The sequence below is a fragment of the Microbacterium hominis genome, from assembly GCF_013282805.1.
Taxonomy (GTDB): domain Bacteria; phylum Actinomycetota; class Actinomycetes; order Actinomycetales; family Microbacteriaceae; genus Microbacterium; species Microbacterium hominis_B.
Map to the genome: position 1 here is coordinate 337,959 of NZ_CP054038.1, position 23,444 is coordinate 361,402.

A 23,444-nucleotide genomic window follows, 5' to 3' on the forward strand; every position below is an offset into this window, starting at 1 on the left:
GGCCCGCTTCGTCTGTCGGCGCGCTGCGCGCGCAGCGTGGCGCGCTACGCGCCCAGTTCGGTGCGCACCGCGTACAGCTCGGGGAAGAAGGTGAGCTCCAGCGCCCGCTTGAGGAAGGGCGCGCCGCTGGACCCGCCGGTGCCGGTCTTCATGCCGATGATGCGCTCGACGGTCTTCAGATGCCGGAAGCGCCAGTGCTGGAAGTTGTCCTCCAGGTCGACGAGCTCCTCGCAGGTCTCGTACGTGGCCCAGTGGTTCTGCGGGTCTTCGTAGACGGCCGCGAGCACCGGAACCAGCTCAGGAGTGAACTCCCACGCCTGGGTGACATCGCGCTCGAGGATGGATGCCGGGATCTCGTACCCCGCACGCGCGAGCATGCGGAGGAACTCGTCGTAGAGGCTGGGGGCGTCGAGGGCGGCCTTCACCAGAGCATGGGCGTCGGGATCGGCCTCGAAGACGCGCAGCATCCCCGCGTTCTTGTTGCCGAGCGTGAACTCGATCGCCCGGTACTGGGCGGACTGGAAGCCGCTCGCGTTCCCGAGCACGCCGCGGAACTGCGCGTACTCCGCGGGGGTGAGGGTCGCCAGCACCGACCACTGCTCGGTGAGGGTCTTCTGGATGTGCTTGACCCGTGCGATGCACTTGAGGGCCGGCGCCAGGTTGTCGTCGCGCAGCATGAGCGCCGCACCGCTGAGCTCGTGCAGCACCAGCTTCAGCCACAGCTCCGTGGTCTGGTGCTGGATGATGAACAGCAGCTCGTCGTGGTGCTCCGGACTGCTCAGCGGACGCTGGGCGGACAGGAGCGTCTTCAGGTCGAGGTACCCGCCGTAGCTCATGCGGTCGGCGAAGTCGGTGACGACCGAGCCCTCGATCGTGCGGGTGTTGCGTTCGACGCCTTCGGTCATCCCTCCAGCGTAGCCAGCGGGCTCGGGGCCCGCCGGTCGGTCGCGTCAGATGAGGCTGAGCTCGCGCAGCTTGGTCTCGACGTCGGAATTCGACGGCTCGACGTGGTGCGAGGAGTCCGGGTACACGACGACGGGGATGTTGGTGCGACCGGAGATCTCGCGCGCGACGTCGGCGGCGGCGGGGTCGGCGACCAGGTCGACGTACGTGTAGGCGACACCCAGTGCGTCCAGCTGCGCCTTGGTGCGCACGCAGTCGCGGCACCAGTCGGCGCCGAACATCGTCAGGGTGGTGGTCGTCTCAGAAGTCATCCGCCCATTCTCCCGCATGGATCCTGGACGAGCGCCGCACGCCCACCCTGTCCTCCGCGAGATTGCAGCGGCGGCCGAGGGCGCCTCCGCTCGCATGTCCTCTCGTCGCGCAGATGCGCTGTCGCGGTGGGCGCGTGCGACGATGGAGGCAGTGCAGCTCTCGATCATCGTTCCCACGTTCAACGAGGCTCCGAACGTCGCGGAGCTCATCCGGCGCATCGGCGCGGCCGCGCGCGGGATCGAGGCCGAGATCGTGATCGTCGACGACTCCACCGATGACACGCCGGCGATCGCGCGGGCGGTCGCCGAGACGGCATCCCTTCCTGTGCGGGTAGTCCATCGCGACGAGGCCGAAGGCGGGCTCGGCGGTGCGGTGCTCGACGGGTTCGTCGCCGCGCGGGCTGATGCGTGCCTGGTCATGGACGCCGACCTGCAGCATCCACCCGAGAAGATCCCCGAGCTGTGGGACCGCTTCGTCGAGGGAGACGTCGACCTCGTCATCGCCTCGCGGTACGCGGGCGGCGGAACCGCGGAAGGGCTCGCCGACCGCACGCGGGTGCTCGTCTCGAAGGCATCGACCGCGCTCACGCGGGCGATGTTCCCGATCCGTCTGAAGGACGTCTCCGACCCGATGACGGGCTTCTTCCTGGTCGACCGCCGCGCCGTCGACCAGGCGATCCTGCAGCCGCGCGGCTTCAAGATCCTGCTCGAGATCCTCGCGCGCAGGCCGATGCGCGTCGCCGAGATCCCGTTCGAGTTCGCCGACCGTCACGCGGGGGACTCCAAGGCGTCGGTGCGGCAGGGCATCCACTTCCTCACCCAGCTCACCGCGCTGCGGTTCGGCAAGATGTCGATGTTCGCCCTCATCGGCGGTCTCGGCGCGATCGCCAACCTCGCGATCGTCTGGGCGCTGACCGGACTCGGCATGGACTACGTCATCGCGGCGATCATCGCCGCGGAGACGACGATCATCGGCAACTTCCTGCTGCTGGAGCGCTTCGTCTTCCACGACATGCGCGCCTCCGCGTCGGTCGGCTGGCTGAGGTTCGTGAAGTCGTTCACGTTCAACAACGCCGAAGCCCTCGTGCGCATCCCGATCATGGCGCTGCTGGTCGAGTCGTGGCACATCTCGGCGGTCGTGGCGACCGGCATCACCCTCGTCGCCGCGTTCGTGGTGCGCTTCGTCTTCCACTCCCTCGTCGTCTACGCGCCGCGCAAGCCCGGCGCGGAGCCGTCGCGAAGCCGGCGCTTCGTCGAGGCCGTCGACGACGAGGCGATGGCCCCCGGCGAGCTGTAGGCCCGGGCGAGCGACCGCGCGCCGGGGAGCGGCAGCGCGCGGCATCCACATTTGCTGAGATCAGGTGTTTGCCGCCTGCGGTCCGGTGCCGTTTGCTGAGATCAGGTGTTTCGGTGCCCGTTTGCTGAGATCAGGTGTTGCCGCCTGCGGTCCGCTGCCGCTTGCTGAGATCAGGTGTTTGCCACCTGCGGTCCGGTGCCCGTTTGCTGAGATCAGGTGATCTGCCGAAACCAGGACGATGGGGATGCCTCGCGTCCTGTTCTCAGCAGAACACCTGATCTCGGCAACACGCGCGGCCCCGCCCCCAGAACAGGTGATCTCGGCAACACCCGCGGCGCAGCCGCCAGAACAGGTGATCTCGGCAACGCGCGCCGCCTGATCTCGTCAGAACCGCTGGTCTAGAGAGTGGATGCCGCGCTCGCGGCGCCGGGAGCGGCATCCATTCCTCCCGCTGAGGCGGCGGCGAGCCGCACCCCGGTGAGGCGGTCGGCCAGATCGACCGCGCGCGCGGCCTCGCCGGCATCCCGCAGCGACCGCCACCGGCGCTGACCCACCGGCGGCCCCATCACGCCGCCGCGGCGCGAGGGCACCACGAGGTCGCCGCTGCGCAGGCCCGCGGCGGTGACCGCGTGCAGGGCCGGGAGGGCGGCGTCGGCGGCGCACTGGCCGAACACCCCGCGAGTCAGCAGCGCCCCGCTGACGCGGGTGAGGAGCGTGTCGCGCGCCTGCATCTCCGGCGGGGCGATGTTCGTCATCGCGACACCCGGGTGGCAGAGCACGGTGCGTAGCCCCCATCCGCCGGTGTCCGATCGGCGGGCGAGCTCGGTCGCGTAGAGGGCGAGTGCGGCCTTGGAGGCCGCGTACGCCCGCATGGCGCGGTAGCCGTGCTCGAGCTGCGGGTCGTCCCACTGCACCCGCCCGGTGCGCACCGCGAGGCTGCACTGCACCGCGAGGCGCGTGCGCGAGGCCTGGAGAAGGGGCAGGATGCCGGCCAGCAGCGCCGCATGCCCGAGGAAGTTCGTCTGCAGGTGCAGCTCGGTGCCGTCGGCGGTGAGGTGGCGCACCGGGTCGCCCAGCATCACGATGCCGGCGTTGATCACCACGATGTCGATCCGCGCGCCGGCGGACATGAGGTCGGCCGCGAGGGTGCGCGCCGATGCGGTCGACGCGAGGTCGAGGTCGTACAGCGTGAACCGGCCGGCGGGAGCGTCGGCAGTCAGTCGCGCGACCACCGCCTCGCCCTTCGCTCGGTTTCGCACCGGCATCAGCACGTGCGCGCCGGCGCTCGCGAGATCCCGGGCGATCTCGAGGCCGACGCCGTCGCTCGCGCCCGTGACGAGTGCGCGACGGCCCGACAGATCGGGCAGATCGATGGTCCAGCGTCGGGGCGGGGTGGCGGCATCCATGTTCGTCTCCTCGGACAGTATCGGGCGGGTGAGCGATCGGTCGGTAGTGCGGCGTGCGACGGCGACGGCGAGGCCGTCGACCTCGCCTGCGCAGAGCCGGCGCGCGGGCGCGCTGATACATGCCGCCCGGTGGATGCCGCCACCCCGGCCCGGCGCGGCTAGGCTGGCCGCCATGCCTCCCGCCGACTGGATCGAGCACCGACGTGCCGACGGTGAGCTGGTCGGCTGGATCGTCCCCGCCGGCGACGGGTTCCGTGTGCGCGATCTGCTCGGGCGCGAGGTGACCGGCGAGGTGGACTGGCTCGAGGCCGAGGAGACCCTCGACGCGCTCGGCATCGGCTACCTCGCCGACGCCTACACCCTGCGGCTGCCCGACGGGGCCGAGCGGCCGGTGCGGATCTCCGAGGCGAGCTCCCGCGGCATCACGGTCGTCGCCGACGAGTTCGGCGCCGCGAAGACGGTCGGCGCGGTGCTGGACAGCTGGCGCCTCCCGTTCCCCGCACCCGCCGACCTGCGCCCGATCTGAGGTCGGGTCGGGATCGGGGCCAGGTTCAGCCTGCTCGCCCGCGGCGGTGTGCGCGCTCGGCGCAGGAGAGGGGACGCCGCGCCCGCCGGCGCACACGCCGAAGGGGTGAGCGGATCGCTCCGCCCACCCCTCCGTGGTCCGACGTCGGCGTGTTACATGCTGCCGGCGAGAGCCTGGAGCGCCTCGACGACTGCCGCGTTCGCGCCGGCCTTGCGGACGGCGTTGTCGAACTGCGTCTGCACCGCGGTGGCGCTGGCGGACGAGCCGGCCAGCTTCTCCGCCTGCTCCACGGACTTGCGCACCTGCTTCAGGTCGTTGCCGACCAGCGTGCCCGCGCGCTCGGCCTGGTCGATGTACGACCGGGCCACGGCGAAGCTCGGGGTGTGCATGATCGGCTCCTGCGACTGGGCGTTGAGCTGGTCGACCTGTACGGCCATCGCCGCGGCGATCTCGTTGGCCGACAGCATCGCGCTCGGCGTGAGCGCGAGGGAGTCGAAGCCGCGCGCGATCTCGCTGCCCAGCACGTTGCCGTTGTACCAGTACGTCGACCAGTAGCCGCCGAGCACGAGGGAGGCCGTGCTGATCGGGCCGCGGTCGAAGGACGCGATCTCCACCGGGTTCTCACTGTCGGTGAAGTCGACGATCGACAGACCGCCCTGGTACCAGGCCTGCACCATGATGTCGCGGCCGGGAACCGGGATCAGCGAGCCGTTGTGGGCGACGCAGTTCTCCTGCGAGGTCTGGACGACCGGCAGCTTGTAGTAGCTGGCGAACTCGAGCTTGCCGGCGACGATGTCGAAGATCGCGTCGGCGCCCCAGTCCATGCGGTCGCCCTCACGGCACCGGGCGCCGCTGCCGCCGCCCCACTCGTCGGTGAAGACGACCTTCGTGCCGTCGTTGTTGAACGTGGCCGAGTGCCAGTACGCGAAGCCGGGGTCGGTGACCGCGTCGATGCGCATCGGATTGGCGGGGTCGCTGATGTCGATCAGGATGCCGTTGCCCTCGCACGCGCCGGCAGCGAGTCCGACGGCCGGGTAGACCGTGATGTCGTGGCAGGCGTCGGTCGCCGACGTCGACTGGGTGCCTTCGCCGTGGTTTCCGCCCGGCCAGAGGCCGGCGGGGCTGCCGGTCTCCGCGTCGGTGAACAGGCGCGCCTTGTTGACGACCTCGGCCGCTGCCGGGTTCGCGAGCGGAACCTTGATCACCTCGACGAGGAACCGCGATCCGAGGATCGGGTCGCCGTCCGCGTCGAGCTGCGACTCGATGGTGTTGCCGTTCACGTTCGTGCAGCCGCCGGGGACGTTCGGCGACGTCGTGCGCGCACCGCCGGTGCCGGAGACGTACACGTAGACGTTCTCGCTGTCGTCGGGGTCCGGGACCACGGTGTGCGTGTGCGAGCCACGGCACGTCTGCACCGCCGCGACCTGAACCGGTGCCGTCAGGTCGGAGATGTCGAAGACGCGGACGCCGCGGAAGTTCTGCGGGTCGCCCGTGGCCGGGCTCGGCGAGGTGCCGCAGTCGAGGCGGCCGGGCGCGGACTCCACCGACATGAACAGGATGTCGCCGTAGACCGACACATCGCCCTGACCGCCCGGACACACGAACGTGCCGTCGAGGCTCGGGCTGGCGGGGTCGCTGATGTCGTAGATCTGGAAGCCGTAGTAGCTGCCGACGATCGCCTTGTCGCCGGTGAAGGCGAGGTCGGAGTTGTACGCGGTCGGGTTGACGTTGAAAGCGAACGGCCCCTCCTTGGGCAGGTTCGCCAGCAGCGCGATGTTCGACGCGGCCTGCTCGGCATCGGCGAGACCGGCTCCGAGGTTCTCTCGCGGGTCGTCTTCGGCGACGGCGGCGCCCGCGGTGGCGGAGATCATCGACGCGCCGAGCACGATGGCTCCGGCGGCAGCCACGGCGCGGCGGCGCCATGACGAGGGGGCGGATCTGTCTCTCATGGGGTGGGGGCCCTTTCAGGATCATCGTTGATGTCGAGACGTGTTCAGTTGCACTGCGTTCGATCGCGCGGCGAGCCGGCGAATGCATCCCGAAAGTCGAACCTGCGACCCCGCGGGTTACATATCAGCGAATCTATAGTCAATTCTCAGCAGATCGCTAGGATCAAATCTCCGGCCTTGGCCGATCTGCTTCGATGTCGAACATTGGATGGTGCGTTGTGTCAGACACCGTTTTCCGCGCGGGCCTGGTGATTGTCCTCGGCCTGGGTGCGCTGGGACTGTCGGCGTGTACCGCTGACGAGCCCCCGTTCGTGGAGTCGACCGCTCCCGTCGTGCAAATCGGGGCGCCCGGAGAGCCCAACCGCGAGCTCAGCGCGGAGGAGCAGGAGGCACTCACCTCGCCCGAACACGTCGAGGCGGATGTCGTGTTCATCCGCGACATGCTCGAGCATCACGCGCAGGCGCTCGTCATGACCGGGCTCGTGCCCGACAACAGCGACGACCCCGACCTGGCGCTCCTCGCCGAGCGCATGCAGCTCAGCCAGGATGCCGAGATGGACCAGCTCGAGAAGTGGCTGCAGGATCGCGGCGAGGCGGTGCGCGACCCCGACGGCCACGGCCATTCCGCCGAGGACATGCCCGGCATGCTCACCGACGCCCAGCTCGCCGAGCTCGAAGCGGCAGACGGCGCGGAGTTCGACCTGCTGTTCCTCGAGTACATGATCCAGCACCACGAGGGCGCGATCGCCATGGTGCAGGAGCTCTACGCCGCCGGCGGGGGAATGGAGCTCGCCGTCGACGACATCGCCCGTCACGTCGAGGCCGACCAGGGGATCGAGATCGCGCGGATGCAGCAGATGATCGCCGAGCGCTCCTGAACCGCCGTCGACGCGGCTACGCTGACCTCGTGACAACGCTCGTCCTGACCGTCGTAGGTAATGACCGGGCCGGCCTGGTGGCCGCCGTCGCGGAGGTCGTGGGCGACCACGGCGGCAACTGGGAGTCGAGTCAGCTCGCCGAGCTCGCCGGCGCTTTCGCCGGGGTCATCGAGGTCTCCGTCGCTCCCGAGCGTTCGGAAGAGCTGCGCGCGGCCCTCGGCGAACTCGAAGGCCTCCTGACGGTCGCCGTGCACGCCAGCGAAGAAGACGCGGATGCCGCGCCCGCCCGCACGCTGGAATTCACCGTGCTCGGCAATGACCGCGTCGGCATCGTGCGGGACATCTCGAAGGTGCTCGGCGCCCACGACGTGTCGATCGAGCGGATGGCTACCGAGACGCGCGACGCCGCCATGTTCGGCGGGCGCCTGTTCGAGGCGACGATCGTCGCCACCGTGCCCGACTCCGTCGACCTCGAGTCCGTGCGCGACGAGATCGAGCGCCTCGCCACCGAGATCCAGGTCGACGTCACCCTCGCCCGCTGACCGCGATGAGTGGATGCCGCACCCGGCGGGCCGGGGGCGGCATCCACGTCTCGGCTATTCGCCGCGATGCGTGCGGTAGTAGTCGATGAGGGCGCGGGTGGACGCGTCCTGCGAGGCGAGGGCCTCGTCGTCGCCCTCGATGGCCGGGGCGATCTGCAGGGCGAGCTGCTTGCCGAGCTCCACGCCCCACTGGTCGAACGAGTTGATGCCCCAGATCACGCCCTGCGTGAACGTGATGTGCTCGTAGAGCGCGACGAGCTGTCCGAGCACCGAGGGGGTGAGGGCCGGCGCGAAGATCGACGTGGTCGGGCGGTTGCCGGCGAAGGTGCGCGCGGCCACGAGCGGGCCGGTCGTGCCCTCGGCCTCGACCTCGGTGGCCGTCTTGCCGAACGCGAGGGCCTTGGTCTGCGCGAGGAAGTTCGCCAGGAACAGGCCGTGCACGTCGCGCCCGCCGTCTTCGAGCGGGTAGGCCGGGTTCACGAACGCGATGAAGTCGGCCGGGATGAGCCGGGTGCCCTGGTGGATGAGCTGATAGAACGCGTGCTGGCCGTTGGTGCCCGGCTCGCCCCAGAAGACCTCGCCGGTGTCGGTGGTGACGGGGGAGCCGTCCCACCGCACCGATTTGCCGTTGGACTCCATCGTCAGCTGCTGCAGGTACGCGGCGAAGCGGTGCAGCTGCTGCGCGTACGGCAACACGGCGTGCGACTGCGAGCCCAGGAAGTTCGAGTACCAGACGTTGAGGAGCCCCATCAGCACGGGGACGTTCTGGGCCAGCGGCGTCTCGCGCACGTGCTCGTCGACGCGGTGGAAGCCCTCGAGCAGCTCGGTGAACACACCCGGTCCGAGCGTGATCGCCAGCGAGGTGCCGATCGCCGAGTCGACGGAGTAGCGGCCGCCCACCCAGTCCCAGAAGCCGAACGCGTTGTCGGTGTCGATGCCGAACGCGGCGACCTTGTCGAGGGCGGTCGAGACGGCGATGAAGTGGTGCGCGACCGCGTCGGTGCGGGACGCCTCGCCGCCGTCGATGATGTCGGCCTCGACCAGTCCGGCCCACAGCCAGTCCCGCGCGAGGCGCGCGTTGGTGAGGGTCTCGAGCGTCGTGAAGGTCTTCGACGCCACGATGAACAGCGTCGTCTCGGGGTCGAGGTCGGCGGTCTTCTGCGCGAGGTCGGTGGGATCGATGTTCGACACGAAGCGGGCCTCGATGCCCGCGTCGGCGTAGGGCTTGAGCGCCTCGTAGATCATCACCGGGCCGAGGTCGGAGCCGCCGATGCCGATGTTGACGACGTGCGTGACCTTCTTGCCGGTCACGCCCTTCCACGCGCCCGAGCGCACCCGCTCGGCGAAGGCGCCGACCTTGGCAAGCACGTCCTGCACGTCGGCATCCACGTCCTGCCCGTCCACGACGAGGGCGGGCTCGATGTCGGCGGGGCGCCGGAGCGCGGTGTGCAGCACCGCACGGTCCTCGGTGGTGTTGATGTGCTCGCCGGCGAGCATCGCGGCGTAGCGCTCGGCGACACCGGTCTGCTCGGCCAGGCGCACGAGGGAGGCGAGGATCTCGTCGGTGACGAGGTTCTTCGACAGGTCGACGTGGAGGTCGGCCAGGGGAAGGCTCAGGCGCTCGACGCGGCCCGGGTCGTCGGCGAACCAGCCGCGCAGGTCGGGGGTGAAGCTGTCGCGGTGCGCGGACAGCTCGGCCCAGGCGGAAGTGGCGGTGGCATCGATCGGAGCAGTCACGATCCCACGGTAGCGGGGCGATGTGACCGTGTCATGGCCGACATCTCACGGCGTCATCCGCGGGGTTGTGCGCCGGGTCCCGCCTCGATCAGCGCAGGAAGCGCGCGCTCGACGGTGTCGGAGGTCGCCGTGAGCGAGATCCGGAAGTGCGTGGGAACGTCGAAGAGCGTGCCCGGCATGAGATGGATGCCGCGCTCGGCGAGCCGGTCGCAGTATGCGAGCGCGTCGCCGCCGGGAGCCTCGCCCCACAGGTAGAAGGTGCCCTCGGGATTGGTGAGCGCATAGCCGGCGTCCCGCAGCGCGCCGACCACGCGGCTGCGCTTGCGCGCGAGCTCCTCCATGTCGATCGACACCGCCTCCAGCGCGGGAACGCTGTACTGCATGATCGCGTCGGGGAAGCCCCAGCCGATCGCGAGCTGCGTGGGCATGAACGCCTCGGCGAGCTGGGTGCGCTCGGCGGCCGGGAGCAGGGGCGACAGTGCGAGGTATCCGAGGCGCTGTCCCGGCGCGAGCAGCACCTTGCCGTAGCTGTAGTCGATGAGCGTCCACGGATAGTGCGCCGCCGGCGACGAGAACCCGATGCCGTCGAAGCGGATGCGCCGATACGGCTCGTCGGAGAGCAGCCAGATGCGCCGGCCGTGCGTGCGCGAGGCGTCTTCGAGCACGGCGGCCAGGGCGTCCCACGTCTCGGGCGGGTACACCCGGCCGGTCGGGTTCGCCGGGGAGTTGACGATCACGATCCGAGTGCGCGGGGTGAGGGCACGTGCGATCGCGTCGACATCGAGCGAGAAGTCGGACTGGTCCAGGGGTGCGGTGACCGGGACCAGGTCGGCCGCGTGCAGCATCGGCTCATAGCAGAACCACCCCGGCGTCGGGATCACCACTTCGTCGCCGGCGTCGGTGAGCAGGGCGAGAGCGAGCTGGATCGCTCCGAACGCGCCCTGGGTCATCGCGATGTCGTCGGGCACGAAGTCGAGTCCGAGCTCGCCCCGCAGCGCGGTCGCGATCGCCTCCTGGGCGTCGCGCTCGTTGGACTTGTATGCGAACCAGTCCACGGCGCGAGGCTCGACGTTCGCGCGCAGCGCGCCGACGAGCCCCGGCAGCGCCATCTCGTGCGGGTTGCCGAACGTGAAGTCGAGCGCGTCATCGCCCTCGAGCGATTGGATGCCGGCGAAGAAGCGGGTCACCTTGGCGACCGACTCCGCCGCTTTGCCTGCGCGTGCGGAAAGCACCATGCCGACCGCCTCCCCAGTGTCTGCGGTATGGATGGACGGTGCCAGCCTGGCGCGTCGGGGAGGCCGCGTCAACGGGGGTGCTGGGTGCGGGCGCGGGGTGCGGTTGCCCTGGCGGGTCGCGCGCGGGCGGGCGTAGCATCCCGGACATGCCGGGTCCCCTCGTGTACTTCAACAGCATGTCGCTCGACGGATACATCGCCGGGCCGGACGGAACCTTCGACTGGGCAGTGCCCGACCATGAGGTGCACTCGTTCGTCAACGACCTCGTCGGGGGCGCGCGCACGCACCTGTACGGCCGCAGGAACTACGAGATCATGCGGGTCTGGGATGACCTCGCCGACGATCCCGACATCTCCGAGCCCGAGCGCGAGTTCGCCGAGGCGTGGGAGGGGATCGACAAGATCGTCTACTCCACCACCCTCACGAGCGTCGACATGCGTCGCACGCAGCTGCGCGCGCGGTTCGACGCCGACGAGGTGCGACGGCTCAAGGACGCCGTCGACCATCCGGTCATGATCGGCGGCGGGCAGATCGCCGGGGTGGCCGCCCGCGCGGGGCTCCTCGACGAGGTGCACGCCATCGTGCTGCCCGTGGTCGCGGGCGGCGGCACGAGGTTCCTCGCCGACAGCGCGCACCTCGCCCTCGACCTCATCGACGAGCGCCGATTCGGCAACGGTTCTGTGTACCTCGGCTATCGCGTGCGGAGCACGGAGAGCGGGTAGGGCGGATCGATGGATGCCGGTGCCGGCGAACCTCGCGGAGCGGGAGATTCAATGGTGATGTCGACGATACTGCGCGAATGAACTCCGCCCCGCCCCGCTCGCGATCCGCGCCCGCGCCCTACGCGTTCTCGCCGACGGCTGCCGCAGCCTCGACCTCGACGGGTCGCATGACGAAGCGCACCAGCAGCACCGCGCCCACCAGCACGACGAGCGTCACCAGCAGCCCGAGCCAGATGAGCTGCGTGAGCGCCAGAACGACGTAGCCGACGAGCGTTGCAAGGCCGGCGACGCCGACGAACGGCAGCTGCGTCACGACGTGGGTCAGCACGTTGCAGCCGGCCCCGGTCGCGGAGAGGATCGTCGTGTCGGAGATCGGCGAGCTGTGGTCGCCCGCGACCGCGCCGGCCAGCACCGCGCCGAGCATCGGCAGCAGCAGCTCGGGTGCGTCGACGGCGTTCACGATGCCGCCCGCGATCGGCAGCAGCAGCCCGAACGACCCCCACGACGTTCCGGTGGCGAACGCCATCGCCGCCGCCACCAGGAACACGATCGGGATCAGCCACTGCGGCGAGATGCTCGCGCTCTCGACGAGGTCGCCGAGGTAGACGCCGGTGCCGAGCGTGTCGATGAGTCCGCCCAGCATCCACGCCAGGATCAGGATGCCGATCGCCGGCAGCATCGACTTCGCCCCACCGCCCCAGCCGCGGCCGAACGTGTGCCATCCGAACGTCGGGTTTGCGGCCGTGTAGCGCGCGTAGTAGTAGATGGCGCTCGCGAGCCCCAGGATGCCGCCGATGATGAGGGACGCGCTCGCGTCGGTGGAGGCGAGAAGATCGACGACCGCCCAGGATCCCGAAGCGCTGTACCCCGTCCACACGATGCCGGCGAACACGCCGACGACGAGCAGGACGAACGGCACGATGATCGCGCGCTTGGCCCCCGGTTCGTGCGAGGGGAGGTCTTCGCTCAGCTGACCCGGCACGACCTCGCCCTCGGCGAACGGGCGGCCCTCGACGATCGCGCGGCGCTCCTCGCGGCGCATCGCGCCGAGGTCGGCGCGGAAGGCGATCACGAGCCACACCAGCACGGCCGCCGCGATCGCGTAGTAGTTGGCGGCCGCGGCCCCGAGGAACGCCTCGACGCTGCCGATCGTCAGCGTGGATGCCGCGACGATCGGCGCGAAGATGCCGATGATGTACGCACCCCAGCTGGAGAACGGAGCCAGCACCGCGATCGGGGCCGACGTCGAGTCGACGATGTACGCGAGCTTCGCGCGCGAGATGCGGTGCGCGTCGGTCACCGGGCGGCTGATCTGACCGACCGCGAGGGCGTTGAAGTAGTCGTCGATGAAGATGACGATGCCGAGCACCGCGGGCAGGACCTGTCCCCCGCGGCGGGTGCGGATGCGCACGAGCGCCCAGTCGGCGAAGGCCTTCGTGCCGCCGGACATCATAATGAAGGCCGCGAACACTCCGAGCAGCAGGATGAACAGCAGGATGTAGATGTACCAGGTGTTCAGCGCGCCGTCGTCCCAGAAGATGACGGCGAAGGACTCCCAGATCACCCGGAGCGCCTCGACCACGTTGAACTCGGCGATCAGCAGCCCCGCCGCGAGGACGCCGGCACCCAGACTCAGCATGACCTTGCGGGTGATGATCGCCAGGGCGATCGCCACCGCCGGTGGAACAAGTGTCAGCCACGGAGCGGCGTCGAGCACGTCAGGTCCCTCTCTGTCGTATCGACGGTAATCGCGGGCATCGGGGTCGTCAAACGAACATTCGGCGGAGGTGATGGCGCACAGCCACTCGGATCAATAGCATCGCCACTGGGAGGCGGGTGCGGTCGTGGCCCGTCGGGGGTGTCTGAACGCTGATCCTTCAAGGGGGAAGAGCCATGGCGAGCAGTCCGGCCGCAGCCATCGTCGAGTCGCTCGGCGGGCCCGGCAATATCGAGAGCCTCACGCACTGTGCGACCCGGCTCAGGTTCCAGCTCCGCGACGCATCCGGAGTCGACCAATCACAGGTGGAGGCGATCCCGGGTGTGATGGGCGCCGTTCCGCAGGCGGGCGAGCGCTTCCAGGTGGTGATCGGCGGCGGCGTGCAGAACGTCTACAACGACATCATGGCGCTGCCCGCGATGTCCGGGGGCGGTGCAGCACCCGACGAGAGCCTCGACGACATCAAGAAGCGGGAGCGCGAGAAGGGCGTGCGCGGCAAGGTCGCCTGGATCGACACGCTGTTCGAGTTCCTGTCCGACTCGTTCCGGCCGATTCTCGGGGCGCTGCTCGGAGCATCCTTCTTCATCACCTTCATGGCGCTGATGGCGACCCTCGACGTGATCCCCGACTGGAACGCACCCGGCGTCACCCTCGACCCGTCGTGGGCGTTCATCAACCTGATGTGGCAGAGCGTCTTCATCTTCCTGCCGCTGATGGTCGCCTACAACGCGACCAAGAAGGTGGGAGCCGACCCGTGGGTGGGCTTCGCGATCATGGCCGTGCTGATGCTCCCCGGCTTCACCGCGCTCGGCGACGGCGTCGAGCCGACCGCGCTGTTCGGGTTGGATGCCGCATCCGTCGCGATCGTGCAGGTCTGGGGCATCCCGCTGCCGATCGCCAACTACAACTCGCAGGTGTTCCCGCCGCTGCTGATGGCAGCGGCCCTTGGTCCGCTGTACAAGCTGCTGCGGCGGATCATCTCCGCGAACCTGCAGCTCATCTTCGTGCCGTTCTTCGCGATGCTGATCATGATGCCGCTGACGGCCTTCGTGATCGGCCCGATCGGCGTGTACGTCGGCGCCGTGCTCGCGAGCGTGCTGGCCGCGATCAACAGCTTCTCGCCGTTCATCTTCGCGATCGTGATCCCGCTCGCCTACCCCTTCATGGTTCCCCTGGGGCTGCACTGGCCGATCAACGCGATCATGCTGCTGAACATCCAGACGCTGGGCTTCGACTTCATCCAGGGACCGATGGGCGCGTGGAACTTCGCGTGCTTCGGTGCGACCGCCGGTGTGCTCGTGCTGGCGTACCGTCACCGCGACACGCAGATGAAGCAGACGGCGACCGGCGCCCTCGCGGCGGGACTGCTCGGCGGCATCTCGGAGCCGTCGCTGTACGGCATCCATCTGAGATTCAAGCGGATCTATCCACGCATGCTCGTGGGCTGCTTCGTCGGCGGTCTCACGATCGGCCTCGGAAGCCTCTTCCTGGGACTCCCCAACGGCGTGACGACACAGGCGTTCGTGTTCACATCGCTGCTGACGATCCCGGCGTTCAACCCGATCGGCCTGTACGCGATCGCGATCGGGCTCGCGTTCGTCACCGCGATGGTGCTCGTGCTCACCGCGAACTTCCGCACGCCCGAGCAGCAGGCCGAGTTCGAGGCGGCGCGCGATGCAGCCGAGGCGAAGGCCGCGGCCGAGCACGTCAGCGCGGCGTCGGTCGAGGCGAGCGAGCCTCGGGTGATGGATGCCTCCGACGCGGCGCCAGCGGCGGCCGCGGCCGCCACGACCACCGCGGTGCTCGAGCGCCAGGAGGTGGAGATCATGTCCCCGCTGGCGGGCACGGTCGTTGCGCTGGATCAGGTGCCCGACCCCGTGTTCGCGAGCGGGACGATGGGCCCGGGCGCCGCGATCGAACCGAGCGGCGACACCGTCTACGCCCCGGGTGCCGGCATGGTCGCCGCCGCGCAGCCGACCGGTCACGCCTTCGGCCTCGTGCTCGACGGCGGGGTGGAGCTGCTGATCCACGTCGGCATCGACACGGTGAACCTCAAGGGCGAGGGCTTCGAGGTGCACGTCAAGAACGGTGACCGCATCGAGCTCGGCACCCCGCTGGTCACCTTCGACCGTGCGGTGATCGAGAAGGCCGGCTACCCCCTGATCACGCCCGTGATCGTGCTCAACGCCGACGACTTCGCCGAGGTGTCGCCGGTGCTCGAGGGCACCGTGGAGCCGGGTGCGTCGCTGATCTCGGTGGCGCCGAAGGCGTGAGCGCAGAACGTGCGGGGGCGTCCGAGCGGGCGTCCCCGCCGTTGCGCGGGCGGGTCTCGGCCCAAGAGCCGGGCGCGGCGCGGAGAAAGACGAAACCCCCGCGATGTAGAAGCTACGCGAGGGTTCCTGGGGTGATTGTAATGATCACCCTTGTGGCTCCGACCGGCATCGATCCGGTGACCTTTCGATTTTCAGTCGAACGCTCTACCAACTGAGCTACAGAGCCGCACGACGATCATGATCGCCGTGTCTAAACGAAAACCCCTCTATTCGTGGGAACCCTCTCGGGTTCCTCATGAGAAGGGGTTGTCGCTCGGAGCGACCCTGACGGGACTTGAACCCGCGACCTCCGCCGTGACAGGGCGGCACGCTAACCAACTGCGCTACAGGGCCATGCTTGTTGAATTGTGTTGTCGGCGTGAGTGACCCCAACGGGATTCGAACCCGTGCTACCGCCGTGAAAGGGCGGCGTCCTAGGCCGCTAAACGATGGGGCCGGATGAACCCGGTGGGCTCTCGCTTGCCGACGATCAAGCATAAGCAATCCTGAGCGAGATGCCAAATCGAGGCAGGTTCGCCGCGCGTCCCGGGCGCGTCCCCCTGGTGGAAACGGCGCGGATGACGGACACTTGCAGAGGATGCTCGGCCTTACTGGGGACGGGTGTGGGCGTCGTCACCCGTTGCGCATGTGACTCATGTTGCTAGTGTGAACGATGTCGGAGAGCAACGGGAGGCTTGGCGTGACTTCGGAGCACGACGTCGACGAGTGCGGATGCGCACCGTCCGCTCGTGAGCGTCGCGCCCTCTGGCCCGCCCTGAGCCGCCGCAGCGCTCTCGGGCTCGGAGTGCTCGGCGTCGCCGCGCTCGGCGCTATCGGCGGTCCGCTGCTGCCCGCCGCGTTCGCGGAGGAGTACCCCACGTGGGAAGACGTGGAACGTGCCCGTGCGAACGAAGCCGCCAAGGGGCAGGAGATCACGCGCATCCAGGGGCTCATCCAGAGCCTGGAGAACGAGGTCGCCGCCAAGCAGGCCGCCGCGAAGCAGGCCTCCGACGAGTTCTTCGTCGCGCAGCAGGAGTTCTTCGACGCCTCCTACAAGGCCGACCAGCTGCAGCAGCAGGCCGACGACCAGGCGCAGGCCGCTCAGGATGCCGCGGAGAAGGCCGCCCTCGTCGCCGCTCAGCTCTATCGCGACGGTGGCAGCGACACCTCGCTCGAGCTCTTCTTCTCGGGATCGGCGGCGAACGCCGACGATCTGCTCACGCGCCTGGGAACGATGGACAAGCTCCTCGAGCGCAACCAGGGCGTCTACGCCGAGGCGGTCACCGCCCGCGACTCGGCCCAGAGCCTCAGCGACCAGGCCGTCATCGCGCGCGACGAGCGGGACCGCCTCCAGAAGATCGCCGAAGACAAGATGGTCGTCGCCCAGCAGGCCGCCGAGGCGGCCGAGGCCGCGCTCGAGAAGCAGCAGACCCACCTGGGCGAACTCGAGGCCCAGCTGGCCGCCCTGCGCGACACCACGGCCAAGACGGTCGCCGACTACGAAGAGGGCGTGCGCGTGCGCGCCGAGCAGGAACGCCGCCGGCGCGAAGAAGAGGCGCGGCGCGCCCGTGAGGAAGCCGAGCGCATCGCCCGCGAACAGGCCGCAGCGGCCGCCGCCGGCGGTGGCGGTGGCGGTGGTGGCGGCGGGGGCGGCGGCGGCAACGGCGGCGCCACGACCGGCTCGGGCTGGGCCCGCCCGTCGTCGGGCTGGCACACCTCGGGCTACGGCCCCCGCACCGGCCAGTGCGGGAGCAGCTACTGCGCGAGCTCGTGGCACCTCGGCGTGGACCTCGCGGCCGGCTGCGGCGCCGGCATCTATGCGGCATCGGCCGGCACCGTCGTGTACGCGGGCGGCAATGGCGGCTACGGCAACTACATCAAGATCGATCACGGCAACGGCATCGCCACCGGCTACGCGCACATCCGCAACGGCGGCATCTTCGTGCGGTACGGCCAGCGGGTCAGCGCGGGTCAGCTCATCGGCAGCGAGGGGCGCACGGGCAACTCGTTCGGCTGCCACCTCCACTTCGAGGTCTACGAGTGGGGTCGGCCGATCAACCCGCAGCCGTTCATGTCCGCACGGGGCATCTCCGTCTGACGCCGCCGGCGCGGGGCGCACGGACGCCACCGGCGCACGGCGCTTCCCTGGTCACCGGGCCGACAGCGACGCGCGGGCGCGCTCGGCGAGCCGCGCGTACCGCTCGCGCTCGGTGTCGTCATAATCCGCCCGTGCGATCGACGCCTCGATGCGGTGCAGCTGGGCCGTCAGCACCGCGCGCTGTCCCGGCCGGTGCAGACGCCAGCCGAGATCGTCGACGGCCCGCAGCAGACGCTCCGCGACATCGGCGTCGCCGGCGCCGTACCGTCGCACCTGCTGGAGTCCCACCTCGACGAGGTCGTCGAACGTGTCGCCGGCGGGGATCAATCGTGGTCGGCCGTCGTCATCGCCCCACGCGGCCGGGGGCTCGTCGATCTCGGCGAGGTCGCCCAGCAGCGCGGTGATGTGGCCGAGGGCGTGCACCGCCGTCGTCGGGTCGTTCACCCCCGGCGACAGTGCCTTGGCGGCGACATCCCCGAGCTGGCGCAGGCCGAACCCGATGTCCTGGCTCGGCGTGCGTTCGTATGCGGCCGAGAACGCGTCGAGGATGCGCGCATCGATGCCCGCCCGCTCCGCGTCGGCGCTCGCCGCGCCCGCGGCGGGCCACCACTGCGCGAGCGGCGCCCCCTCGACGATGTTCGCGCCGACGGGCCGGAGCTCCCGCACGACCACGTCGTGCGCGACGGCGGTCTCCATCAGCGCGTGCCTGTCGACGCCGGTGAGGAATCCCGACGACGGGGCGCGCACGAGGCGTGCGTCGGACGGTGTGGCCGGGGCGGCGACGGGTCTGCCGGGACGATCGTCGGCGAGCAGGCGGATGGTCTGCGACGCCTCCCGGTGCACGTCGCGCATCATCGTCTCCACCCGCAGCTCACGGGCGAGGTGCGCGAGGAAGAACACCAGCAGCACGACGCTGGCGAGCGTGAGCAGCGACGCGGTGGTGAGGGCGATGCGCGGCACGAACGCGGCGGCCTGGTCGGTGGCGTCCTCCACCGTGCGCAGCACCGTCAGCGAGAACGAGAACGTGCCGAGGAACAGTGCGAGCGTGGCGTGCACCATCGGGTCGGCGGAGAACATCCGCAGCAGCCGCGGCGAAGCCTGACTGCTGGCCAGCTGCAGCGCCACGACGGTGAGCGAGAAGGTCAGGGATGCCGCGGTGATAAGTGATCCGGCGATCGCCGAGAGCACGGCGCGCGCGGCATCCACCCCTCCGGAGAAGAGCAGACGCGACAGTCCGTCGGGAATCGACGGGTCGAGTGCGCGATCCAGGACGGGCAGGGCGATGCCGAGGATGACCGCCGCGATGATCGCCACCAGCGGCACAGGCCACAGGCGCGAGGCGACGGCCTCGCTGAGCACGGCGAATCGGCGCCTCATCGCACCGTCCTGCCCGGTCATGCCCGAAGGCTACAGCGTGTTGGGCGCTTCGCCCTCGCCCTGCGTGCGGGTCTCGCCCTCGTGCTCCTCGAAGCGGGTGAACGCCTCGGCGACGAGGCGCTCGGCCTCGGCGGCGTCGGCCCACTCGTCGACCTTGACCCACTTGCCGGGCTCGAGGTCCTTGTAGTGCTCGAAGAAGTGGGTGATCTCCTTCTGCAGGTACTCGGAGATGTCGGCGACGTCCTGGATGTGGGTCCAGCGCGGGTCCTTGGCGAGCACCGCCACGACCTTGTCGTCGCCGCCGGCCTCGTCGCTCATCTTGAGCACGGCGACCGGGCGCACCTTCACGATCACGCCGGGGGCGATGTCGTGGTCGAGCAGGACCAGTACATCGAGCGGGTCGCCGTCTTCGCCGAGGGTGTTCTCGAAGAAGCCGTAGTTCGAGGGGTAGCCCATCGGCGTGTACAGGATGCGGTCGAGGAAGACGCGGCCGGTGCCGTGATCGACCTCGTACTTGATCTTGCTGTTGCGGGGGATCTCGATGACGGCGTCGTACGCGCCCATGCTGGTGCTCCTTCGGAAAGACTGTGCGGTTTCGGCGCGCGGGCGTCGCCCGGCGCGCGTGCCGCGTTCCAGCCTAGTCGGCTCGGATACCGTGAACCCATGGACGAGCGCCGCCCCAGCCTTCCTCCCGCCGTCGCCGAGGTCCGCCTGGCGGTGCGCCGCGCCCTCGCGACGCTGCCGGCCGGTGCGACGGTGGTCGCGGGGCTGTCGGGCGGCGCGGACTCCCTCGCCCTGGCGGCGGCCCTCGCCTTCGAGGCGCCGAAGGCGGGTGTGCGCGTGCGCGCGGTGACGGTCGATCACGGTCTCCAGCCGGGTTCCGACGAGGTCGCCGCGCGGGCGTCGCGGACGGCGACGGGGCTCGGCCTGGAGGCGCAGGTGGTGCGCGTGCAGGTCTCGGGGGAGGGCGGCCCCGAGGCGGCGGCGCGCTCGGCGCGATACGCCGCCCTGGTGGATGCCGCGCGCGCGGCATCCGCGACCGCCGTCGTCACCGCCCACACCCTCGACGACCAGGCCGAGACGGTGCTGCTGGGGCTCGCCCGGGGTGCCGGGGCCGCGAGCCTCCAGGGGATGGCGGCGGCGTCCGAGGTCGGGGGGATGTTGCTGCTGCGCCCGCTGCTCGAGGTGCGGCGCGCGACCACGCGGGCGGCGTGCGAGGCCGACGGCCTCGCCCCCTGGGACGATCCGCACAACCGCGACCACGCCTTCGCGCGCGTGCGTGCCCGCGAGAAGGTGCTGCCCGTGCTCGAGCGCGAGCTCGGCCCGGGCATCGCCGAAGCCCTCGCCCGCACCGCCGCGCAGCTGCGGGAGGACGCGGAGGCCTTCGACGAGATGATCGAGGAGACGATCGAGGACATCGTCGCGCACGCCGAAGCCGGCATCTCCGTCTCTGTCGCCGCGCTCGCCGCGAATCCGGCGGCGCTGCGCCACCGCATCATTCGGCACGTGGTGGCGGCCGAGTTCCACCAGCCGCTCACGCGCGTGCAGACCCTCGAGGTCGCGCGGCTGGTGACCGACTGGGCGGGGCAGGGGCCGATCGATCTTCCCGGATGCCGGGCCCGCCGCATCGGCGGACGCGTGGAGTTCACGGCGCGGTGAGCCCGGGCGCCGGGTGCGGGGCGCGGGCGGTCGTAGCCGCGGCGGGCGCGGCATCCATACACTCGTCTGTATGCGCGCCGCTGACATCGCCGACGACCTGACCGAAGTGCTCGTCACCGAAGAGCAGATCCTCGCCAAGCTCGAGGAGATCGCCGCGCGGGTCGCGGCCGACTACGAGGGCAAGGACCTTGTGCTGGTGGGGGTGCTCAAGGGCGCCGTCATGGTGATGGCCGACTTCGCGCGAGCCCTGCCCACGCTCGTGCCGATGGACTGGATGGCCGTCTCGTCGTACGGCGCGAGCACGAAGTCCAGCGGCGTGGTGCAGATCCGCAAGGACCTCGACACCGACCTGCACGGCAAGCACGTGCTGATCGTCGAGGACATCATCGACTCGGGCCTCACCCTCAGCTGGCTGCTGGAGAACTTCGCCTCCCGCGGCGCGGCCTCGATCGAGGTGTTCGCGCTGCTGCGCAAGCCCGAGGCGGCCAAGGTCGTCGTCGACTGCAAATACGTCGGGTTCGACATCCCCACCGACTTCGTCGTCGGCTACGGCCTCGACTACGCGGAGAAGTACCGCAACCTCCGCGACGTCGCGGTGCTCGCGCCGCACGTCTACAGCTGACCCGCACTGTACGCCCTTGGCGAATGCACAGATGGCACGGAGGATCGTAGGGGTACCCTGAATCCACCGTCGTCGGAGGGCTCTGCCTTGCCGGACGGCTCGTCGACGAAAGGGACCGGGCTCTCGCTCGCACCATGGACCTCAAGAAGATCACCCGCAACCCGCTCTTCTACATCCTGCTGATCGGACTGTTCCTGATCGTGGGATTCACGCTCATCACGAGCCTGGGCGGGGCCAAGCAGATCTCCACGCAGGAGGGTCTCGAGCTCCTCGGCGGCGACACGGTCACCGAGGTCGTGACCACCGACGGCGATCAGCGCGTCGACATGACCCTCTCGGAGCCCTACGAGGGCTCGACCGAGGTGCAGTTCTACTACGTCTCGGCGCGTGCCGACGAGGTCGTCTCGGCGATCAACGAAGCGGCCCCCGTCGACGGGTTCAACGACGAGGTTCCGCGCCCCAGCTTCTTCGACGGCTTCCTCTCGCTGCTGCTGCCGATCCTCCTGCTCGGCCTCCTGTTCTGGTGGCTGCTCTCCAGCGCCCAGGGTGGCGGCAGCAAGGTCATGCAGTTCGGCAAGTCCCGCGCGAAGCTCGTGACCAAGGAGATGCCGCAGGTCACCTTCCAGGACGTCGCCGGCTCCGACGAGGCGATCGAGGAGCTCGAGGAGATCAAGGACTTCCTCAAGGACCCCTCCAAGTTCCAGGCGGTCGGCGCCCGCATCCCCAAGGGCGTGCTGCTGTACGGCCCTCCCGGAACCGGAAAGACCCTGCTCGCCCGCGCCGTCGCCGGTGAAGCGGGCGTGCCGTTCTACTCGATCTCCGGCTCGGACTTCGTCGAGATGTTCGTCGGCGTCGGCGCCAGCCGTGTGCGCGACCTGTTCAACCAGGCCAAGGAGAACGCCCCGGCGATCATCTTCATCGACGAGATCGACGCCGTCGGCCGCCACCGCGGCGCCGGCATGGGCGGCGGCCACGACGAGCGCGAGCAGACGCTGAACCAGATGCTCGTCGAGATGGACGGCTTCGATCCCAAGGCCAACGTCATCGTCATCGCGGCCACCAACCGTCCCGACATCCTCGACCCGGCGCTGCTGCGCCCCGGTCGCTTCGACCGCCAGATCGGCGTCGACGCCCCCGACCTGAAGGGCCGCCAGCGGATCCTCGAGGTGCACGGCCGCGGAAAGCCGCTCGCCGACGGCGTCGACCTCGAGGTCGTCGCCCGCAAGACGCCCGGCTTCACCGGCGCCGACCTCGCGAACGTGCTCAACGAGGCCGCGCTGCTGACGGCGCGCTCCAACGCGCAGCTCATCGACAACCGCGCCCTCGACGAGGCCATCGACCGCGTGCTCGCCGGTCCCCAGCGCCGCACCCGCGTGATGAAGGACAAGGAGAAGCTCATCACGGCCTACCACGAGGGCGGACACGCGCTCGCGGCGGCGGCGATGAACCACACCGACCCGGTGACCAAGGTCACGATCCTCCCGCGCGGCAAGGCCCTCGGCTACACGATGGTGCTCCCGCTCGACGACAAGTACTCGGTCACCCGCAACGAGCTGCAGGACCAGCTGGCCTACGCGATGGGCGGCCGCGTCGCCGAGGAGATCGTGTTCCACGATCCGACGACCGGCGCCTCCAACGACATCGAGAAGGCCACGAGCATCGCCCGCAAGATGGTCACCGAGTACGGCATGACCACCGACGTGGGGCCGGTCAAGCTCGGCCAGTCCTCGGGCGAGGTGTTCATGGGCCGCGACATGGGCCACGGCCGCGACTTCTCGGAGCGCGTCGCCGAACGCGTCGACGTGCAGGTGCGCGGTCTGATCGAGCAGGCGCACGACGAGGCGTATCAGGTGATCAACGCCAACCGCGACGTGCTCGACAAGCTCGCGCTCGCCCTCCTCGAGAAGGAGACGCTCGACCACAACGAGCTGGCCGAGATCTTCAAGGACGTCCGCAAGCTCCCGCCGCGCCCGCAGTGGCTCTCCAGCGACGGGCGTCCCGTCTCGACCCTCCCGCCGGTCGCCGTTCCGCGCCGTGTCGAGGAGGCCGCGGGCATCGCCGCCTCGGTCGAGGCGGAGGAGCCCGCCGCCGAGAAGGCGCCGACCCGTCGCGCCACCGGTCAGGCACGGCCCGCGACCGCGTAGGCTCGGGCC

19 protein-coding genes and 3 tRNA genes are annotated in these 23,444 nt (G+C 69.9%); 10 read left to right on the forward strand and 12 right to left on the reverse strand.

The genetic code is table 11. The features are described from left to right. Nucleotides 1-44: 44 nt before the first annotated feature. Together kynA and HQM25_RS01450 are read right to left on the reverse strand one after the other, a co-directional pair. On the reverse strand, nt 45-905 hold the full coding sequence (gene kynA, locus HQM25_RS01445) for a tryptophan 2,3-dioxygenase (protein WP_172988581.1): 861 nt from the start codon (nt 903-905) through the stop codon (nt 45-47). A 45-nt stretch (nt 906-950) separates the two neighbouring features. Beyond that, nucleotides 951-1,214, reverse strand: coding sequence for a glutaredoxin family protein (locus HQM25_RS01450; RefSeq protein WP_172988582.1), 264 nt, complete (start codon nt 1,212-1,214; stop codon nt 951-953). A 151-nt stretch (nt 1,215-1,365) separates the two neighbouring features. Between HQM25_RS01450 and HQM25_RS01455 the strand changes: the two genes are divergently transcribed. After that, a complete protein-coding gene (locus HQM25_RS01455) occupies nt 1,366-2,511 on the forward strand; it encodes a glycosyltransferase (RefSeq protein WP_172991449.1) in 1,146 nt (381 codons plus the stop codon). 398 nt (nt 2,512-2,909) lie between these two features. Here the strand turns inward: HQM25_RS01455 and HQM25_RS01460 are convergent, their stop codons facing one another. Further along, entirely contained in the window at nt 2,910-4,091 is a 1,182-nt protein-coding gene (locus HQM25_RS01460) for an SDR family oxidoreductase (RefSeq protein ID WP_172988583.1), read from the reverse strand. On the opposite strand from HQM25_RS01460, the gene HQM25_RS01465 reads away from it, so the two are divergent. Continuing rightward, complete coding sequence (locus tag HQM25_RS01465) at nt 4,090-4,443, forward strand: hypothetical protein (RefSeq protein WP_172988584.1); 354 nt, start codon at nt 4,090-4,092, stop codon at nt 4,441-4,443. The two genes, HQM25_RS01460 and HQM25_RS01465, sit on opposite strands and share 2 nt — an antisense overlap. A 152-nt stretch (nt 4,444-4,595) precedes the next feature. On the opposite strand, the gene HQM25_RS01470 is transcribed toward HQM25_RS01465, so the two are convergent. Further along, the gene (locus tag HQM25_RS01470) at nt 4,596-6,392 is read right to left on the reverse strand and encodes an LVIVD repeat-containing protein (RefSeq protein WP_172988585.1); all 1,797 of its coding nucleotides are present in this window, start codon (nt 6,390-6,392) and stop codon (nt 4,596-4,598) included. A gap of 218 nt (nt 6,393-6,610) precedes the next feature. Here HQM25_RS01470 and HQM25_RS01475 point away from each other — a divergent pair, with 218 nt between their 5' ends. Both HQM25_RS01475 and HQM25_RS01480 read left to right on the forward strand, forming a co-directional pair. Continuing rightward, entirely contained in the window at nt 6,611-7,270 is a 660-nt protein-coding gene (locus HQM25_RS01475) for a DUF305 domain-containing protein (protein ID WP_172988586.1), read from the forward strand. A gap of 29 nt (nt 7,271-7,299) precedes the next feature. Further along, complete coding sequence (locus HQM25_RS01480; RefSeq protein ID WP_172988587.1) at nt 7,300-7,812, forward strand: glycine cleavage system protein R; 513 nt, start codon at nt 7,300-7,302, stop codon at nt 7,810-7,812. 54 nt (nt 7,813-7,866) lie between these two features. Here HQM25_RS01480 and pgi read toward each other — a convergent pair whose 3' ends face one another. Next, a complete protein-coding gene (gene pgi, locus HQM25_RS01485; RefSeq protein WP_172991450.1) occupies nt 7,867-9,552 on the reverse strand; it encodes a glucose-6-phosphate isomerase in 1,686 nt (561 codons plus the stop codon). Between the two features lie 50 nt (nt 9,553-9,602). After that, nucleotides 9,603-10,784, reverse strand: a complete 1,182-nt coding sequence (locus HQM25_RS01490) for an aminotransferase class I/II-fold pyridoxal phosphate-dependent enzyme (RefSeq protein ID WP_172988588.1) — start codon at nt 10,782-10,784, stop codon at nt 9,603-9,605. Nucleotides 10,785-10,930: 146 nt separating this feature from the next. Here HQM25_RS01490 and HQM25_RS01495 point away from each other — a divergent pair, with 146 nt between their 5' ends. After that, nucleotides 10,931-11,506 carry a dihydrofolate reductase family protein gene (locus HQM25_RS01495; RefSeq protein ID WP_172988589.1) on the forward strand — a complete coding sequence of 192 codons (576 nt, stop codon included), beginning with the start codon at nt 10,931-10,933 and terminating at the stop codon, nt 11,504-11,506. A 118-nt stretch (nt 11,507-11,624) separates the two neighbouring features. Here HQM25_RS01495 and HQM25_RS01500 read toward each other — a convergent pair whose 3' ends face one another. Next, nucleotides 11,625-13,223, reverse strand: a complete 1,599-nt coding sequence (locus tag HQM25_RS01500) for a Na+/H+ antiporter NhaC family protein (RefSeq protein ID WP_172988590.1) — start codon at nt 13,221-13,223, stop codon at nt 11,625-11,627. 176 nt (nt 13,224-13,399) lie between these two features. On the opposite strand from HQM25_RS01500, the gene HQM25_RS01505 reads away from it, so the two are divergent. Further along, a complete protein-coding gene (locus HQM25_RS01505) occupies nt 13,400-15,496 on the forward strand; it encodes a glucose PTS transporter subunit IIA (RefSeq protein WP_172988591.1) in 2,097 nt (698 codons plus the stop codon). A gap of 153 nt (nt 15,497-15,649) precedes the next feature. On the opposite strand, the gene HQM25_RS01510 is transcribed toward HQM25_RS01505, so the two are convergent. The 3 genes from HQM25_RS01510 to HQM25_RS01520 form a co-directional block, all read right to left on the reverse strand. After that, nucleotides 15,650-15,722 (reverse strand) — tRNA-Phe (locus HQM25_RS01510). A gap of 93 nt (nt 15,723-15,815) precedes the next feature. Then, nucleotides 15,816-15,889, reverse strand: a tRNA-Asp gene (locus HQM25_RS01515). A gap of 30 nt (nt 15,890-15,919) precedes the next feature. Next, a tRNA-Glu gene (locus HQM25_RS01520) sits at nt 15,920-15,992 on the reverse strand. Nucleotides 15,993-16,208: 216 nt separating this feature from the next. Here HQM25_RS01520 and HQM25_RS01525 point away from each other — a divergent pair. Further along, nucleotides 16,209-17,633 carry a peptidoglycan DD-metalloendopeptidase family protein gene (locus tag HQM25_RS01525; RefSeq protein ID WP_172988592.1) on the forward strand — a complete coding sequence of 475 codons (1,425 nt, stop codon included), beginning with the start codon at nt 16,209-16,211 and terminating at the stop codon, nt 17,631-17,633. A gap of 51 nt (nt 17,634-17,684) precedes the next feature. Here HQM25_RS01525 and HQM25_RS01530 read toward each other — a convergent pair whose 3' ends face one another. Together HQM25_RS01530 and ppa are read right to left on the reverse strand one after the other, a co-directional pair. Further along, nucleotides 17,685-19,031 carry a DUF2254 domain-containing protein gene (locus tag HQM25_RS01530; protein ID WP_172988593.1) on the reverse strand — a complete coding sequence of 449 codons (1,347 nt, stop codon included), beginning with the start codon at nt 19,029-19,031 and terminating at the stop codon, nt 17,685-17,687. A gap of 9 nt (nt 19,032-19,040) precedes the next feature. Next, nucleotides 19,041-19,574, reverse strand: a complete 534-nt coding sequence (ppa, locus tag HQM25_RS01535) for an inorganic diphosphatase (RefSeq protein WP_172988594.1) — start codon at nt 19,572-19,574, stop codon at nt 19,041-19,043. A gap of 99 nt (nt 19,575-19,673) precedes the next feature. On the opposite strand from ppa, the gene tilS reads away from it, so the two are divergent. From tilS to ftsH, 3 genes are all read left to right on the forward strand, one after another. Next, nucleotides 19,674-20,669, forward strand: coding sequence for a tRNA lysidine(34) synthetase TilS (gene tilS / locus HQM25_RS01540; protein WP_172988595.1), 996 nt, complete (start codon nt 19,674-19,676; stop codon nt 20,667-20,669). A gap of 70 nt (nt 20,670-20,739) precedes the next feature. After that, entirely contained in the window at nt 20,740-21,291 is a 552-nt protein-coding gene (hpt, locus tag HQM25_RS01545; RefSeq protein WP_172988596.1) for a hypoxanthine phosphoribosyltransferase, read from the forward strand. Between the two features lie 134 nt (nt 21,292-21,425). Further along, entirely contained in the window at nt 21,426-23,435 is a 2,010-nt protein-coding gene (gene ftsH / locus HQM25_RS01550) for an ATP-dependent zinc metalloprotease FtsH (protein WP_172988597.1), read from the forward strand. Nucleotides 23,436-23,444 lie beyond the last annotated feature (9 nt).

Excerpts from the sequence above, each read along its gene's own strand:
- hpt (WP_172988596.1), top strand. The coding sequence starts at position 20,740 with ATGCGCGCCGCTGACATCGCCGACGACCTGACCGAAGTGCTCGTCACC.
- HQM25_RS01495 (WP_172988589.1), top strand. The coding sequence starts at position 10,931 with ATGCCGGGTCCCCTCGTGTACTTCAACAGCATGTCGCTCGACGGATAC.
- HQM25_RS01490 (WP_172988588.1), bottom strand. The coding sequence starts at position 10,784 with ATGGTGCTTTCCGCACGCGCAGGCAAAGCGGCGGAGTCGGTCGCCAAG.
- HQM25_RS01530 (WP_172988593.1), bottom strand. The coding sequence starts at position 19,031 with ATGACCGGGCAGGACGGTGCGATGAGGCGCCGATTCGCCGTGCTCAGC.
- HQM25_RS01465 (WP_172988584.1), top strand. The coding sequence starts at position 4,090 with ATGCCTCCCGCCGACTGGATCGAGCACCGACGTGCCGACGGTGAGCTG.
- HQM25_RS01450 (WP_172988582.1), bottom strand. The coding sequence starts at position 1,214 with ATGACTTCTGAGACGACCACCACCCTGACGATGTTCGGCGCCGACTGG.
- HQM25_RS01460 (WP_172988583.1), bottom strand. The coding sequence starts at position 4,091 with ATGGCGGCCAGCCTAGCCGCGCCGGGCCGGGGTGGCGGCATCCACCGG.
- ppa (WP_172988594.1), bottom strand. The coding sequence starts at position 19,574 with ATGGGCGCGTACGACGCCGTCATCGAGATCCCCCGCAACAGCAAGATC.
- HQM25_RS01470 (WP_172988585.1), bottom strand. The coding sequence starts at position 6,392 with ATGAGAGACAGATCCGCCCCCTCGTCATGGCGCCGCCGCGCCGTGGCT.
- kynA (WP_172988581.1), bottom strand. The coding sequence starts at position 905 with ATGACCGAAGGCGTCGAACGCAACACCCGCACGATCGAGGGCTCGGTC.
- ftsH (WP_172988597.1), top strand. The coding sequence starts at position 21,426 with ATGGACCTCAAGAAGATCACCCGCAACCCGCTCTTCTACATCCTGCTG.
- tilS (WP_172988595.1), top strand. The coding sequence starts at position 19,674 with ATGGACGAGCGCCGCCCCAGCCTTCCTCCCGCCGTCGCCGAGGTCCGC.
- HQM25_RS01525 (WP_172988592.1), top strand. The coding sequence starts at position 16,209 with ATGTCGGAGAGCAACGGGAGGCTTGGCGTGACTTCGGAGCACGACGTC.
- HQM25_RS01505 (WP_172988591.1), top strand. The coding sequence starts at position 13,400 with ATGGCGAGCAGTCCGGCCGCAGCCATCGTCGAGTCGCTCGGCGGGCCC.